This is a genomic window from Pseudomonas sp. FSO-7, assembly GCF_059579345.1.
The window spans coordinates 4,173,695-4,186,847 of the sequence record NZ_CM184193.1 but is presented as its reverse complement, the minus strand read 5'-3'; the positions used below and the strand labels follow the sequence as shown (position 1 = coordinate 4,186,847).

13 protein-coding genes are annotated in these 13,153 nt (G+C 63.4%); 6 read left to right on the top strand and 7 right to left on the bottom strand.

The window, feature by feature from the left end:
* Positions 1-2: 2 nt before the first annotated feature.
* Positions 3-1,304: an ATP-binding protein gene (locus tag AC515T_RS18065; protein WP_496529457.1), complete on the top strand. Its 1,302-nt coding sequence runs from the start codon at positions 3-5 to the stop codon at positions 1,302-1,304.
* 84 nt (positions 1,305-1,388) lie between these two features.
* Here AC515T_RS18065 and AC515T_RS18060 read toward each other — a convergent pair whose 3' ends face one another.
* Both AC515T_RS18060 and pncA read right to left on the bottom strand, forming a co-directional pair.
* Positions 1,389-2,030: a DUF1345 domain-containing protein gene (locus AC515T_RS18060; RefSeq protein ID WP_496529456.1), complete on the bottom strand. Its 642-nt coding sequence runs from the start codon at positions 2,028-2,030 to the stop codon at positions 1,389-1,391.
* Positions 2,031-2,071: 41 nt separating this feature from the next.
* Positions 2,072-2,725, bottom strand: a complete 654-nt coding sequence (pncA, locus tag AC515T_RS18055; protein ID WP_496529455.1) for a bifunctional nicotinamidase/pyrazinamidase — start codon at positions 2,723-2,725, stop codon at positions 2,072-2,074.
* A gap of 706 nt (positions 2,726-3,431) precedes the next feature.
* Between pncA and AC515T_RS18050 the strand changes: the two genes are divergently transcribed.
* Entirely contained in the window at positions 3,432-5,510 is a 2,079-nt protein-coding gene (locus AC515T_RS18050; protein WP_496529454.1) for a putative bifunctional diguanylate cyclase/phosphodiesterase, read from the top strand.
* Positions 5,511-5,517: 7 nt separating this feature from the next.
* Here AC515T_RS18050 and AC515T_RS18045 read toward each other — a convergent pair whose 3' ends face one another.
* A complete protein-coding gene (locus tag AC515T_RS18045; RefSeq protein WP_496529453.1) occupies positions 5,518-6,618 on the bottom strand; it encodes a DNA alkylation repair protein in 1,101 nt (366 codons plus the stop codon).
* Between the two features lie 289 nt (positions 6,619-6,907).
* Here AC515T_RS18045 and AC515T_RS18040 point away from each other — a divergent pair, with 289 nt between their 5' ends.
* Entirely contained in the window at positions 6,908-7,216 is a 309-nt protein-coding gene (locus AC515T_RS18040) for an RcnB family protein (RefSeq protein ID WP_122566291.1), read from the top strand.
* 3 nt (positions 7,217-7,219) lie between these two features.
* Here the strand turns inward: AC515T_RS18040 and AC515T_RS18035 are convergent, their stop codons facing one another.
* Together AC515T_RS18035 and AC515T_RS18030 are read right to left on the bottom strand one after the other, a co-directional pair.
* A complete protein-coding gene (locus AC515T_RS18035) occupies positions 7,220-7,543 on the bottom strand; it encodes a protealysin inhibitor emfourin (protein ID WP_496529452.1) in 324 nt (107 codons plus the stop codon).
* The gene (locus tag AC515T_RS18030) at positions 7,543-8,604 is read right to left on the bottom strand and encodes a M4 family metallopeptidase (protein WP_496529451.1); all 1,062 of its coding nucleotides are present in this window, start codon (positions 8,602-8,604) and stop codon (positions 7,543-7,545) included. Before AC515T_RS18030 ends, AC515T_RS18035 begins: the two co-directional genes overlap by 1 nt.
* A gap of 144 nt (positions 8,605-8,748) precedes the next feature.
* On the opposite strand from AC515T_RS18030, the gene AC515T_RS18025 reads away from it, so the two are divergent.
* Entirely contained in the window at positions 8,749-9,090 is a 342-nt protein-coding gene (locus tag AC515T_RS18025) for an FKBP-type peptidyl-prolyl cis-trans isomerase (protein ID WP_496529450.1), read from the top strand.
* 15 nt (positions 9,091-9,105) lie between these two features.
* On the opposite strand, the gene AC515T_RS18020 is transcribed toward AC515T_RS18025, so the two are convergent.
* Entirely contained in the window at positions 9,106-10,227 is a 1,122-nt protein-coding gene (locus AC515T_RS18020; protein ID WP_496529449.1) for a cytochrome P450, read from the bottom strand.
* A gap of 82 nt (positions 10,228-10,309) precedes the next feature.
* On the opposite strand from AC515T_RS18020, the gene AC515T_RS18015 reads away from it, so the two are divergent.
* Complete coding sequence (locus AC515T_RS18015; RefSeq protein WP_496529448.1) at positions 10,310-11,065, top strand: ArsR/SmtB family transcription factor; 756 nt, start codon at positions 10,310-10,312, stop codon at positions 11,063-11,065.
* 233 nt (positions 11,066-11,298) lie between these two features.
* Here the strand turns inward: AC515T_RS18015 and AC515T_RS18010 are convergent, their stop codons facing one another.
* Entirely contained in the window at positions 11,299-12,093 is a 795-nt protein-coding gene (locus AC515T_RS18010; protein WP_496529447.1) for an AraC family ligand binding domain-containing protein, read from the bottom strand.
* A 110-nt stretch (positions 12,094-12,203) separates the two neighbouring features.
* On the opposite strand from AC515T_RS18010, the gene AC515T_RS18005 reads away from it, so the two are divergent.
* The gene (locus tag AC515T_RS18005) at positions 12,204-13,133 is read left to right on the top strand and encodes a DMT family transporter (RefSeq protein ID WP_496529446.1); all 930 of its coding nucleotides are present in this window, start codon (positions 12,204-12,206) and stop codon (positions 13,131-13,133) included.
* Positions 13,134-13,153: the final 20 nt, after the last annotated feature.

Sequence of the window (13,153 nt, the reverse complement as noted above, 5' to 3'; positions counted from 1 at the left end):
CGATGTGGAAGCTGCTGATTCGCCTGTACCTTGTCACCATCGTGTCCTACAGCGCGGCGATCTACCTGATGCCGGAACTGGTGATCCGTCTGTTCCAGGAGCGTTTCCTGACCTACAACCTCGACTATTCCCGGGGCCTGCAAACCTTGCTGGTCAAGCAGTTCCACACCGTGCCCAGCGAACAGTGGCCGGCGCTGGCGGCGCAGATGGACAAGGAGTTCGAGCCGCTGCGCATCGAACTGGCCGCTGTCGATGACGAAGGTTTCAGCGCCGATGAACAGGCGCGGCTCAAGCGTGGCGAGAATGTGGTGCGCCTCGGCGACTGGGCCTGGCGGACCCTGGCGGCCGCGCCGCTGGATGAGCGCACGGCGGTGAAGATGGTCGTGCCGCCGGACCCGGCCGATGTCAGCTGGTTGTACTGGAGCATCAACGTGTTGATCGGCGCGACGATGCTGGCCTGCCTGTTGCTCTGGTTGCGGCCCCACTGGCGCGACCTGGAACGCCTGCGACGCACCGCTGAGCGTTTCGGCAAAGGTCATCTGGGGGAGCGTACGCACATCGCCTCCAGTTCGAACATCGGCAGCCTGGCCCACGTGTTCGACACGATGGCGGGGGACATCGAGAACCTGCTCAACCAACAGCGGGATTTGCTCAACGCCGTGTCCCACGAACTGCGCACGCCCCTGACGCGGCTCGACTTCGGCCTGGCCCTGGCGCTGTCCGATGACCTGCCGGCACCCAGTCGCGAGCGCCTGCAAGGGCTGGTGGCGCACATTCGCGAGCTGGATGAGTTGGTGTTGGAACTGCTGTCCTATAGCCGTTTGCAAAACCCGCAACGCTTGCCCGAACGGGTTGAAGTGGCGCTGGACGAGTTCATCGACAGCATCCTGGGCAGCATCGACGAGGACCTGGCGGCACCGGACGTGGTGATCGACGTGCTGTTGCATGGGGCACTGGAGCGTTTCGTGCTGGACCCACGCCTGACCGCACGGGCGCTGCAGAACCTGTTGCGCAATGCCATGCGTTATTGCGAAAAGCGCATCCAGGTTGGCGTGTTGGTGGGTGATCAAGGTTGTGAGATCTGGGTCGACGACGACGGCATCGGTATTCCCGACAGCGAACGCGAGCGCGTGTTCGAACCGTTCTACCGCCTGGACCGCAGCCGCGATCGCGCCACGGGCGGCTTCGGCCTCGGCTTGGCCATCAGCCGCCGGGCCCTGGAAGCCCAGGGCGGCACACTGACCGTCGAGGCCTCGCCACTGGGCGGCGCGCGCTTCAGGCTGTGGCTGCCCACACCGTCCTGAGGTTGCCCACTCTCTATTGCTCGAAGCTGACCCTGTGGCGAGGGAGCTTGCTCCCGCTGGGCCGCGAAGCGGCCCCAATGGATCTCACCCAAACAACCCCGCCGCAATATTGATCGAAAACCCCAGGATCGCCGTATTGAACACAAACCCGATCAGCGATTGCGCCAGTACGATCTTGCGCAACTGCCGCGTGGCAACGCCCACGTCCGAGGTCTGTACCGCCACGCCGATGGTGAAAGAAAAATACAGGAAATCCCAATAGTTGGGCGTGGTCAGCCCCTCTGCAAACCGCAGCGCCGGCTCCTTGCCCTCCCAGGTGTAATACAACCGCGCGTAGTGAACGCTGAAAATCACCCCGATCAGCAACCAGGAACCGATCACGGTCATTGCCGTGAAGCCGTAATGCAACAGCTTGCCGGCGGCTTGCAGGTCGCGGCTGCCGGCCAGCTCGAAGGTGATGGTCGCCAGGCTGGCCAATGCCGCGACACAGACCATCAGCAGCACCAGCCCGGCATTTTCATCTTCGATTTCGGCGATGCGCTTCACATCGGGTGCCTTGGCCCGCACGGTCAGCCAGAACATCAGCACCAGGTAGGTCCAGACCCCGGCATTCCAGCCGATCAGGGTTTTGCTGATGATCGAGTCCACGGGAACCAGGATACCCACCGCCAGGCCAAGGACCGTGGCGCTGGAAAGACGCGGGTGGGTGCGGGCGAGGAAGGGCATGGAAGCTCACTGTCCAGAAAAGAGATGGCTAGTATGAGCCATCAAGCGAAGGGGCGACCGTCTATCGCGCTGGACTCGATCAATTGCACGCCGGCTTCCTGCATCCGCCGGATCGCCGCCTGCACCGAGCCCTCCCGATCAATGCCCCGGCAGGCGTCCAGCACCACAAACGCGTTGAACCCGGCCAGCCGGGCATCCAGCGCCGAAAACATCACGCAAAAATCCAGGGCCAGGCCCACCAGGTACACGGTGTCGATGCCGCGTTCCTTGAGGTAGCCGGTCAAACCGGTCGGGGTCTGGTGGTCCGCTTCCATGAAAGCTGAGTAGCTGTCGATGTCCGGGTTGCAGCCTTTGCGAATGATCAGCTTGGCATGGTCCAGCCTGAGTGCCGGATGCAGCGCGGCGCCGTGGCTGCCCTGTAGGCAGTGGTCGGGCCAGAGAGTCTGCTCGCCGTAGGGCAATTGGACGGTGCCGAATGCTTGCTTGCCCGGATGACTGGAGGCAAACGAGGCGTGCCCGGCCGGGTGCCAGTCTTGCGCGAGGACGACGTGCCTGAAGGATTGGCCGAGCTGGTTGATCAACGGCACGATCTCATCACCCCCAGGCACGGCCAGTTGGCCGCCGGGGATGAAGTCGTTCTGTACATCGATCACTACGAGTGCGGTGGTCAAAGCCCGGTTGGCTGGAACGCTCATGAGTGGAATCCTCCTTGGAATGGTTCTTCGATAGTAGCTGAACGGCCCGGGGCCAGTGGCAGACTGACCCGCCGCCATCGCGAGCAGGCTCGCTCCCACAGGGGAAATTGGGTCGGGCACAAGTTTTATATTCACAGGAGATCCAGTGTGGGAGCGAGCCTGCTCGCGATGACGGCGGCTCATCCAACACTGATGCAAGCTGACCCGCCGCCATCGCGAGCAAGCCCGCTCCCACAGGGGATTTGGGTTGGGCACAAGTTTTATATTCACAGGAGATCCAGTGTGGGAGCGAGCCTGCTCGCGATGACGGCGGCTCATCCAACACTGATGCAAGCTGACCCGCCGCCATCGCGAGCAAGCCCGCTCCCACAGGGGGAATTGGGTCGGGCACAAGTTTTATATTCACAGGAGATCCAATGTGGGAGCGAGCTTGCTCGCGATGACGGCGGCCCATTCAACACGGATGCAAGCTGACCCACCGCCATCGCGAGCAAGCTCGCTCCCACAGTGGATCCTCAGTGAACACAGGATTGATGGCTCCCAGAAAAAATATTCACCCTGCTAGGCGTAGTGTCTTTCGTCGAAAACATTCCAGGTTTGATGGCTTTTTGATATTTGGTTCGTGCGTCCCTCTCAGGATTCAGTACAATCGCCGGCCTCCACCGGGCATGGAAGCAGTTCGGTTCTCCCGTTACGAGAAAAAACCATGCTCATCGGCAGTTATTCCCCCGCCCTTGTTTCGATTTCCTTGTTTGTTGCCGTACTGGCTTCCTACACCGCGCTGGATCTGGCCGGGCGTATCGCCACCGCTCAGGGGCGCGCCGCGCATCTTTGGATGACCGGGGGCGCGCTGGCGATGGGGGTGGGCATCTGGTCCATGCACTTCATCGGCATGCTGGCGTTCACCTTGCCGATAGAGCTTGGCTACGATGTCTCGATCACTGCGCTGTCGCTGCTGAGCGCCATTCTTTCCAGCGGTTTTGCCCTGTGGCTGGTCAGCCAGCCGCGATTGCCGGCGTGGCAACTGGCCTTCGGTGCGCTGATCATGGGCGCCGGGATCAGCGCCATGCATTACACCGGCATGGCCGCGCTGCGGATGCAGCCGGGCATCGATTACGACCCGACGCTGTTCGGGGCTTCGTTGGTGATTGCCGTCGGCGCGTCGGCGGCGGCGCTGTGGATTGCCTTTCGCCTGCGCCAGAACACCCCCCACGTGCGGCTGGCTCGTGCGGGCGCCGCGGTGGTCATGGGCATCGCCATCGTCGGCATGCACTACACCGGCATGGCCGGAGCGCGGTTCAGCGAGGGCAGTTTCTGTGGTTCGCTGGACGGCTTGAGCGACAAGGGCCTGGACAATCTGGTGTTGATCACCACCCTGGCGGTGCTGGCCATTGCCTTGCTGACCTCGATTCTCGATGCGCGCCTGGAAGCCCGCACCGCCGAGCTGGCCCAATCCCTGACCCGGGCCAACCGGGAATTGACCCAGTTGGCCCTGCACGACCCTCTCACCGGGCTGCCCAACCGTGTGCTGCTGGCCGATCGGATCGACCAGGCCATGCATCGGGTGCAAGAGCAGGGCGGCTGTTTCGCCTTGATGTTCATCGACCTCGATGGTTTCAAGCCGGTCAATGATGCCTTTGGTCATCACATGGGCGACTTGTTGCTGCGGGACGTGGCCCTGCGCCTGCGCGAAGACCTGCGCAGCCAGGACACCCTGGCGCGGATCGGCGGTGATGAGTTCGTGCTGTTGGTGCAACTGGCCGAGCCCGACGATGCCCTGCGATTGGCGGCACGCCAGGTCGGCTTGATCGGGCGCACGTTCCGGGTGACGGAGCATGACTTGCAGATCTCCGCCAGCGTCGGCATCGCCCTGTACCCTGGCAACGGCCAGAGCGCCGAAGAGCTGCTGATGAACGCTGACGCGGCGATGTACCACGCCAAGGGCGCCGGCAAAAACGGCTACAGCTTTTTCGACGCCTCGATGAACAGCAACGCCCGCAAGCAATTGCAGTTGCTGCAAGACTTGCGCATGGCCGTCGAACAGCGGCAATTCAGCCTGCATTACCAGCCCAAGTTCGACGCGGCCAATGGCCGTCCGGTGGGAGCCGAAGCCTTGTTGCGCTGGACCCATCCGACCCAGGGCCTGTTGATGCCCGACACGTTCATCGACCTGGCGGAAAAGACCGGGTTGATCATTCCCATCGGCGAATGGGTGTTGAACGAAGCCTGTCGGCAGATGCGCGAATGGTACGTGCTCGGTTATACCGACTGGCGCATCGCGGTGAACCTCTCGGCCTTGCAGTTCTGCCACACCGGTTTGGTGCAGAGCGTGGCCAAGGCGCTGGAGACGCATAAGCTGCCGGCCAACAGCCTGACCCTGGAAATCACCGAAACCACCGCCATGAGCGATGCGGACGCGAGCATGACGGTGCTGCAACAGCTCTCGGACATGGGCGTGGATTTGTCCATCGACGACTTCGGCACCGGCTATTCGAGCCTGATGTACCTCAAGCGCCTGCCGGCCAACGAGCTGAAGATCGATCGCGGCTTCGTGCGTGACCTGGAGCACGACAGCGATGATGCGGCCATTGTCTCGGCCATCGTCGCCCTCGGCCAGGCCCTGGGCCTGCGGATCGTCGCCGAAGGCGTGGAGACCGACGTGCAACAAGACTTCCTGACCCAATTGGGCTGCGATTCACTGCAGGGCTATCTGTTGGGCCATCCGCTGCCGGCCGAGCGCTTTCTGCAGGAAATTCGCAAGACGAAAGCCGTGGCGCTGGCCTGACACGCCCTCAGGGGACGATATCGAACGCCGTGCTCCCCAGCCGCTCGCCGTTGACCAGCAGGTGCACGGCATGCCGGCCCGCGTAGTGTTTGCGGGTGGTCAGCTCGCGAATGTATTGGGAACGGCTGAGGTTGACGCAACCCAGGGCGGGCAGGTCGAAGGTCTTGAGCTTGAAGACCTTGGCCGAGGTGCCGCCTGAGGCTTTCACGTAGTCGATGGCGTAGTCGATCACCAGGCGCTGGCTCTGCTCGAGGGTTGATAGCACCGTGAAGGACAGCGTGACCTGTTCCCCCAAGCGAATCACCGCCGGCGTCACTTGCAAACCCAGCACCTGGACCTGCGCCTTGCCACCGGCGCCGATGACCCCCAGTGCCCTGGGGTTGCCTTGTTTGATCAGGCTACGCAGCGCATGCCGGGCAATCCATGCGGTGTGGCGGTTTTGCAGTGGCCAGCCTTCGATCTGGTCCAGCACCCACTCGGGATGCTGCTTGGTGACATCGTTGAGGTGGTTGGCCACGGATTTGCGCACATAAAGGCTGTCGTCGGCCTTGAGCGTGTCCAGGATCGCGGCGGCCAGGTCGGGGTTGGCCTGGATCGGCTCCAGGTGAAAGGACCACGGCAGGCGGGGCCGGCTGCCTTCGCTGGCCAGGCGGCGCACGTGCTCGTTGGCGTCCAGGGCCCAGCCGTGCATGACCTTGAGGGTGCGCTCCAGGTCGTCGCGCAGGAAGTGCCGCACGGCGAACTCCGACGAGCCGAACCGGGTGAAATACTGGAGCGCGTCCAACGACACGTCGAAGTGATGTCGACCGTAAGACGCCACGTAGTGCGGCAGGAACATGCTGACAAACATGCTGTTCAGACGCGGGGCCAGGGCACGCAGCACCTCCAGCGACGCTTCATAATCGAAGGGCAGCACCGCGTGCAGGCACTCACTGACCCGGGCCATGCGCTGCATCACCGACAACTCGGCCAGGCCGTCGTTGGCCATGTGCAAGAACGCCTTGGCGTCGAATGCGGGGTACACCGCACGCATTTCGCCGGCGATGTGCTCCAGGCGGGCGTTGTTGAAGATTTCCTTGAGGGCAGGGGAAGAGGTGGTGGTGCTCATAGAGGGGCGTCCGGCGAGTGTTGTAGTTCCAAGCTTGTCACTATGCCATGCGCGACCCGTGGCGAGGGAGCTTGCTCCCGCTCGTCTGCGCAGCAGTCGTAAACCCGGTGAATGCCATATCACGGGATGACCGCGTCGCCTGGATTGGGGCTGCTGCGCAGCCCAGCGGGAGCAAGCTCCCTCGCCACGGGGGATGGCGGGCTCCCAGCTTCCGGTCGTTGCAGTAAAGGGAATGATTTGCCGCCCGCGAAGTCCCAGTTTCAGTCCCTCGAATAACTGGAGTTTTTCTATGCGCAAACCCACCCTGATCGCCAGCCTGGTCCTGATCGCCGGCCTCGGAGCCCTCGGGCCTGTTGCGCAAGCGGTCGAGAAAACCGGAGACGCCCTGGAGCATTCGCCGAGCAATGGCCGCAGGCTGGTGGAGAACGACCGGGTACCGGCGGATTACCAGCGCGCGGACCGGGCCATGAAAGACTGGAAACAGAAGAAGCTCGAACAGCCGACAAACGAGCAGCAATGGGTGCATATCGACGACAAGTACCTGCTGATCGAAACCGTGTCCGGCGCCATCGTCAAGATCGTGCCGGCCACACGGTAAATCTCAGAGCACTTCACCTTTGTCCCACAGGTGAACCAGCTCGCCGGGTGCCCGGTCCTCGGGCACCTGCAGCACCATCTCATCATCCTGGTCGTTGGTGCGATAACGCACCTCGATCTGGAAAAATCGCTGGTCGCCGCGCCCGGGCGTGGAGGAGGTCAGCGGCAGGCAGCCCTCCAGGACCGAACAGATGCGGGTGCGCTGGTCGAGGTCGCACTGGGCGAACTCGATTTCCCGTGGCCGGGTCAGCGCATGGATAGCGGCCACGCCGCCTTGGCGCGACAGCCGTACCACGGCCTTGTCGTCGAGGTCTGGAAGGGTTTTCATCAGCTCTCCTGTGTCAGGTCGACGCCGACCTGCGCCCAGCCGTTCTGTACCGCCTGCACTTCCCGCGTGCCGAAGCGTTGGCGGGCGTGCTCGACGGTCAGGCGGGCGAAGGCGCTGAAGGTCGCGTCATTGGCCAGTCTTCGGTCGCACAAGGTTTCATACCAGATCCGGCCGGCCTTTTCCCAGGCAAATCCGCCCAGCGTGGTCGCCACCAGATAAAAGGCCCGGTTGGGGATGCCGGAGTTGATGTGCACGCCGCCGTTGTCTTCCCGGGTAATCACGAATTCGCGCATGTGCGCCGGTTGCGGGTCCTTGCCCAGCAGCGGGTCATCGTAGGCGCTGCCGGGGTTGGACATGCTGCGCAGGCCGTCGCCGTTGATCTTGTCGGTGAGCAGGTCGGCGCCGATCAGCCAGTCGGCCTGGTCGGCGGTCTGTTCGAGCACGAACTGCTTGACCAGCACACCGAACACATCGGAGATGGACTCGTTCAACGCACCGGACTGGTTGGCGTAGATCAACCCGGCTTCGCTTTCAGTGACACCATGGGCCAGTTCGTGGGCAACCACGTCGAGGGAGCGGGTGAAGCGCTGGAAAATTTCGCCATCGCCGTCGCCGAACACCATTTGCGCGCCGTTCCAGAAGGCGTTTTCATAGCCCTGGCCGTAATGCACGCTGCCCACCAGGGCGAAGCCTTTGTTGTCGATGGAGTCGCGCCCCAGGACCTTCCAGAAAAAATCATAGGTGGCGCCGAGGGCATCGTAGGCCTCGTCCACGGCCGGGTCCCCACTGGCCCGCTGGCCTTCCAGACGCACCGGCTGGCCGGGCAGTTCCATGCTGTTCTGGGCGTCATGCACGCTGCGTTGCGGGTGTCCGGCCTTACCGGGCTTGGGCAGTGCCGCCGCGACGGGCGGGGTGCTGGGCGGGCCAGGGTTATGGCGCAGATTGCGCACGTGGGTCAAGGTGCCGAGGGCGCTGGAGCGTTGCTGTTCGGAACCGTGGGCGATGATGCGATTGAGGATGTACGGCGGAATGAAACCGTGGAGCGGACGAGAGTCGATCATCAGAAAATCCTTATCTGAACTGCAGGGTCGATACCCATGTGAACCGAAGACGCCGTTGCGGTTCCCTGACCGTGGCAGACAACGTTTGCCATGGGGCCTGATTTCTGCGAAAACCCCGCGCCAGGATCACACGAGGGATATGCCATGAATGAAGCACTGCAAATCATCGACCTGCAACAGGGCGACGGCAAAAGCGTAGTCAAAGGTGCGCTGATCACCACTCAGTACCGCGGCACCCTCGAAGACGGCACCGAATTCGATTCGTCCTACAGTCGCGGCAAACCCTTCCAATGCGTGATTGGCACCGGTCGCGTCATCAAGGGCTGGGACCTGGGCCTGATGGGCATGCAAGTCGGTGGCAAGCGCAAGTTGTGGGTGCCGGCCCACCTGGCCTACGGTGAGCGGTCCATGGGCGCCCATATCAAGCCCAACGCCAACCTCATCTTTGAAATCGAGCTGCTGGAAGTCCTGACGCGGGACGATTGATGGGGCTGGAGCGGGTCATGACCGCTCGCTGAACAGCGGGATGCGTGCGTTGACCGAAGGGCGGTAGCGCCAGGTCAACCGCTCCAGTGGCGGTTCGCCCTCAAGGATCATCGCCAGGGTGACGCGGGCGATGCCCATGGCCAAGCTCTGGCCTGGGCATTCATGGCGCCCGCTGCCGAAGCTGAGACTGCGGCGGTTCGGGCGGTCGAGCAGCAGGACGTCTGGCTGTGGGTTGAGCTGTGGGTCGCGGTTGGCTGAGGCCAGCAGCACCAGGATCGTCTCTCCAGGGTTCAGTGCGGTGCCGAGGAGTTCGCAAGGGGCGGCGACGAAGCGGCGGGTGTTCTGCACGGGCGGGTCGAAACGCTGGACTTCGGCCAGTAACGGGCCGACCTGTGCCGGATCGTCCCGCATCACCTGGCGCAGCGCCGGATCGCCGATCAGTGCCAGCAGCGCGTTGCCGATCAGGCCAGCGGTGGCTTCATAGGTTTGCGAGAGCAGGCCGATCAGGTTGGCGATTTTGCTGGCCGGGTCCGCGCCTTCGAAGCCTTGGCTCATGCGCATCAATAAAGGGTTGTCCTGTGCCTTGATCCGCTCCTGGAATAACCTGGTCAGTTGCTCGCTGGCCCGGTGCGCCGCGTCCAGGTGCGGCGCCTGGCTCAGGGGCGACAGGCAGGCGACGAAGTCCCCGGTCAATACGCTGATCAGGTGACAGTCCGTCGGGTTGAAACCCAGCAATGCCGCGACCACGCTGGCCGGCCCGATGAATTGGGCCTGGTGCAGGCCTTCGACGCCGTCCTGGAGGAGACGAGCCCTGACCAGCGCTTCGACCTGCCAGGGGTCGATGTCTTGCAACACCGGCGCAATCGCCGCCCTCGTGCAACGCTGCCGTTCACCTTCGTTCATGCGCATCAGGTGCCCGAACACCTGGCCGGCAGGGCCCTCGGCAATGGCCTTGGGCACCGGCTCATGGGCCGGGCGCACCTGGCAATCGGGGTGATGCAGTACCGCGCACACGGCCTCGGCGCTGCTGGTGATCCAAAGGTTCAACACAGGGTCGAAGGCCAGCCCGCCGGCGGCGCGCAGGGTGGCGTAGAAAGGGTAAGGGGCGGGATGCGTCGCGGCGGTGATCGGGTCCATGAAGCGCGGCCTTGTTCGTGGGGGAGAAAGTGTTGCTACTATCTCCAGTCGATGCATGGCTTGATTCGTCGGGGAGCGAAATATGAACGCAGAACAGCATGATCTGGGCGTGTCCCACGTGGCCGCAGCCATCGCCGAGCCGGCCCGCACCCGGATGCTGTGTGCGCTGATGGACGGCCATGCCCGCACCAGTACCGAATTGGCGAGTATCGCCGAGGTCAGCGCCTCTACCGCCAGCGCCCATCTGGCGAAACTCAAGCAAATGGCCCTGGTGCGCCTGCATGTCCAGGGCCGCCATCGTTATTACAGCCTGGCCGATCCACGCGTCGCCCAGGCGCTTGAGGCGCTGATGGTGATCGGCCAGAGCGCCACGCCGACGTTCACGCCGCGCACACCGGATCGCCTGCAATTTGCCCGCACCTGTTACGACCACATGGCCGGCACCTTGGCGGTGCGCCTGCATGACCGCATGCGCGAGGCCGGGTGGCTGGTGGACGTGGAGGGCGAGGGCTATCGGCTGAGCGAGTCCGGTGAGGCGGTGTTCGAGGGATTGGGCATCGATGTCCAGCGTCTGGCCACGCAACGCCGCCGATTCGCCTGTCCCTGCCTGGACTGGAGCATGCGCCGCCCCCACCTGGGCGGAGCCTTGGGCGCGGCGTTGCTGCAAGTGGCGATCAAGCGCAAATGGGTGATCCAGGATTTGGATAGCCGGGCGCTGGGGCTGACGGCCAGTGGCCGCAAGGCGATGGCGGGGCGGTTTGGGGTCAGTGCCGAGATCGACGTCAAACCCACTGGCGCTATCGCGAGCAGGCTCGCTCCCACAATGGGCCTGCGCTGAACACAAAACCCATGAACACCCCAGACCCCCTGTGGGAGCGAGCCTGCTCGCGATGACGGTGGAACATTCAATACTTATGCAACCTGACCCACCGCTATCGCGAGCAAGCTCGCTCCCACAATTGGGCTGTGGTGAACACAAGACTCATGAACAACCAGAATCCCTGTGGGACCTGCGGGTGAACGCAAGGCTCATGAATCCCCTTGCTCGCGATAGCCATTTCACCACCCACATCATCCAGCCATATGCCTGCGCCGATACTCATCCGGCGTGGTGCCCATCATTTTGCGAAACATGCTGATGAACGCCGAGGCGCTGCTGTAACCCAGGTCCAGGCCGATGGTTTCCACGCTCTGGCCACGTTCGAGCAGGGCCAGGGCCTCGATGACTTTCAGGCGCTGGCGCCATTCCACCAGGGACATGCCCAGGTCCCGCTGGGCCCGGCGCATCAGTGTGCGTTCGGTGGTGTTGGCGGCGCGGGCCAGTTGCGGCAAGGAGCGTGGGTCGCTGGGGTTCGCCTCCAGGGCCCGCAACACCGGGCCCAGCAGTGGATCATCCGAGGAGGGCAGGTAGCTGCCGGCATGGGGCGCCTGCGTCAGCTTGTCCACCAGCACCTGCAACAAGCGCTGCTGCTCGGGCGTCTGCGGTTGGCTCGGCGGGTCGCTGCGCAGCTCCTCCAGCAACGCGCGGATCAGCGGGCTCAAGGTCAGCGCACAAGGTACGGCCGGCAGCGCAGCGCACAATTCGGCCGCCAGGTACAACGAACAATGGCAGGCCTCATGCCGATTGAACCCAACGTGTTCCATGTCCGGCGGCAGCCAGATGCCATATTGCGGTGGCGCCAGGTAATGGTGCTGGGCGATCTCGATTTCCATCACCCCACTGTAGGAGTAGACGAACTCTCCCCAGGCATGCCGGTGCCGGGGGTAAGTGGCGTGGGCCGGCATGCAGGCGCTGCGAAAGAAAATCGGCGAGGGCAGGGCCGCGTCGAACGGAGGAATCTTCAGGTGTTGGGCTGGGGGCTGCATATCGACCGCAATGGCGGATTACCGGGATGGCTTGTCGGGTAATCACTATATCCAGCAAAGGTGTCAGGCAGACAATCCTTTCCTCTATATTTCTGCCCAAGGACTTTCCCATGACCACCCGCCGCGCCCTGGATGGCCAGGTCTGTGCCCTGATGACCGGCCTCTGTGCCATCTGGGGTTTCCAGCAAGTCGCGATCAAGGCCAGCGCCGCCGATATGGCGCCGATGCTGCAACTGGGCGTGCGCTCGGCCATCGCCGCGGTGCTGGTCTGGCTGTTGGTGCTGGCGCGCGGTGAACGCCTGTCCCTGGCCGATGGCAGTTGGCGCCCGGGCTTGTTGGTGGGGTTGTTGTTTGCCTTGGAGTTCGTGATGGTGGGCGAAGGCCTGCGCCATACGACGGCTTCGCACATGGTGATTTTCCTGTACACCGCGCCGATGTTCGCCGCTCTTGGCTTGCACTGGAAACTGCCGAACGAACGCCTCAAACCGGCGCAGTGGCTGGGGATCGCGGTTGCATTCGGTGGGATCGTCATGGCCTTCAGTGGAGGCTCGGGTGCGGCGAATGGCAGCTCGTTGCTGGGTGACGGCATGGGCTTGCTGGCCGGTGCGCTGTGGGGCGCAACCACGGTGACGGTACGCTGTTCGCGGCTGACCGACGTGCCGGCCAGCCAGACACTGCTTTATCAACTGGTGGGCGCCGGGGGGCTGCTGATCGGAATGTCGGTGGCTCTGGGACAAACGACGATCAACCCCACGCCACAGCTCATTGCCAGCCTGGCGTTCCAGGTGTTGCTGGTGTCCTTCGCCAGTTTCCTGATCTGGTTTTCCCTGCTGCGCCGCTACCTCGCGTCGCAATTGGGGGTGCTGTCGTTCATGACGCCGTTGTTCGGCATCGGTTTTGGTGTCTGGTTGCTGGATGAGCCGCTGGAGCCGAACTTCATCGTTGGCGCGGCTTTGGTATTGAGTGGAATTCTGCTGGTCAGCGGTTACGGATGGTTTCGCCAGCGTTGGGGGCGATGGCTGGTGTTGCGGCGCGAGTAATGGGGGCAGATCCATGTGGC

What these genes read in the sequence shown, in the direction of transcription:
- AC515T_RS18065 (WP_496529457.1), top strand. Translation starts at nt 3, where the DNA reads ATGTGGAAGCTGCTGATTCGCCTGTACCTTGTCACCATCGTGTCCTAC.
- AC515T_RS18060 (WP_496529456.1), bottom strand. Translation starts at nt 2,030, where the DNA reads ATGCCCTTCCTCGCCCGCACCCACCCGCGTCTTTCCAGCGCCACGGTC.
- pncA (WP_496529455.1), bottom strand. Translation starts at nt 2,725, where the DNA reads ATGAGCGTTCCAGCCAACCGGGCTTTGACCACCGCACTCGTAGTGATC.
- AC515T_RS18050 (WP_496529454.1), top strand. Translation starts at nt 3,432, where the DNA reads ATGCTCATCGGCAGTTATTCCCCCGCCCTTGTTTCGATTTCCTTGTTT.
- AC515T_RS18045 (WP_496529453.1), bottom strand. Translation starts at nt 6,618, where the DNA reads ATGAGCACCACCACCTCTTCCCCTGCCCTCAAGGAAATCTTCAACAAC.
- AC515T_RS18040 (WP_122566291.1), top strand. Translation starts at nt 6,908, where the DNA reads ATGCGCAAACCCACCCTGATCGCCAGCCTGGTCCTGATCGCCGGCCTC.
- AC515T_RS18035 (WP_496529452.1), bottom strand. Translation starts at nt 7,543, where the DNA reads ATGAAAACCCTTCCAGACCTCGACGACAAGGCCGTGGTACGGCTGTCG.
- AC515T_RS18030 (WP_496529451.1), bottom strand. Translation starts at nt 8,604, where the DNA reads ATGATCGACTCTCGTCCGCTCCACGGTTTCATTCCGCCGTACATCCTC.
- AC515T_RS18025 (WP_496529450.1), top strand. Translation starts at nt 8,749, where the DNA reads ATGAATGAAGCACTGCAAATCATCGACCTGCAACAGGGCGACGGCAAA.
- AC515T_RS18020 (WP_496529449.1), bottom strand. Translation starts at nt 10,227, where the DNA reads ATGGACCCGATCACCGCCGCGACGCATCCCGCCCCTTACCCTTTCTAC.
- AC515T_RS18015 (WP_496529448.1), top strand. Translation starts at nt 10,310, where the DNA reads ATGAACGCAGAACAGCATGATCTGGGCGTGTCCCACGTGGCCGCAGCC.
- AC515T_RS18010 (WP_496529447.1), bottom strand. Translation starts at nt 12,093, where the DNA reads ATGCAGCCCCCAGCCCAACACCTGAAGATTCCTCCGTTCGACGCGGCC.
- AC515T_RS18005 (WP_496529446.1), top strand. Translation starts at nt 12,204, where the DNA reads ATGACCACCCGCCGCGCCCTGGATGGCCAGGTCTGTGCCCTGATGACC.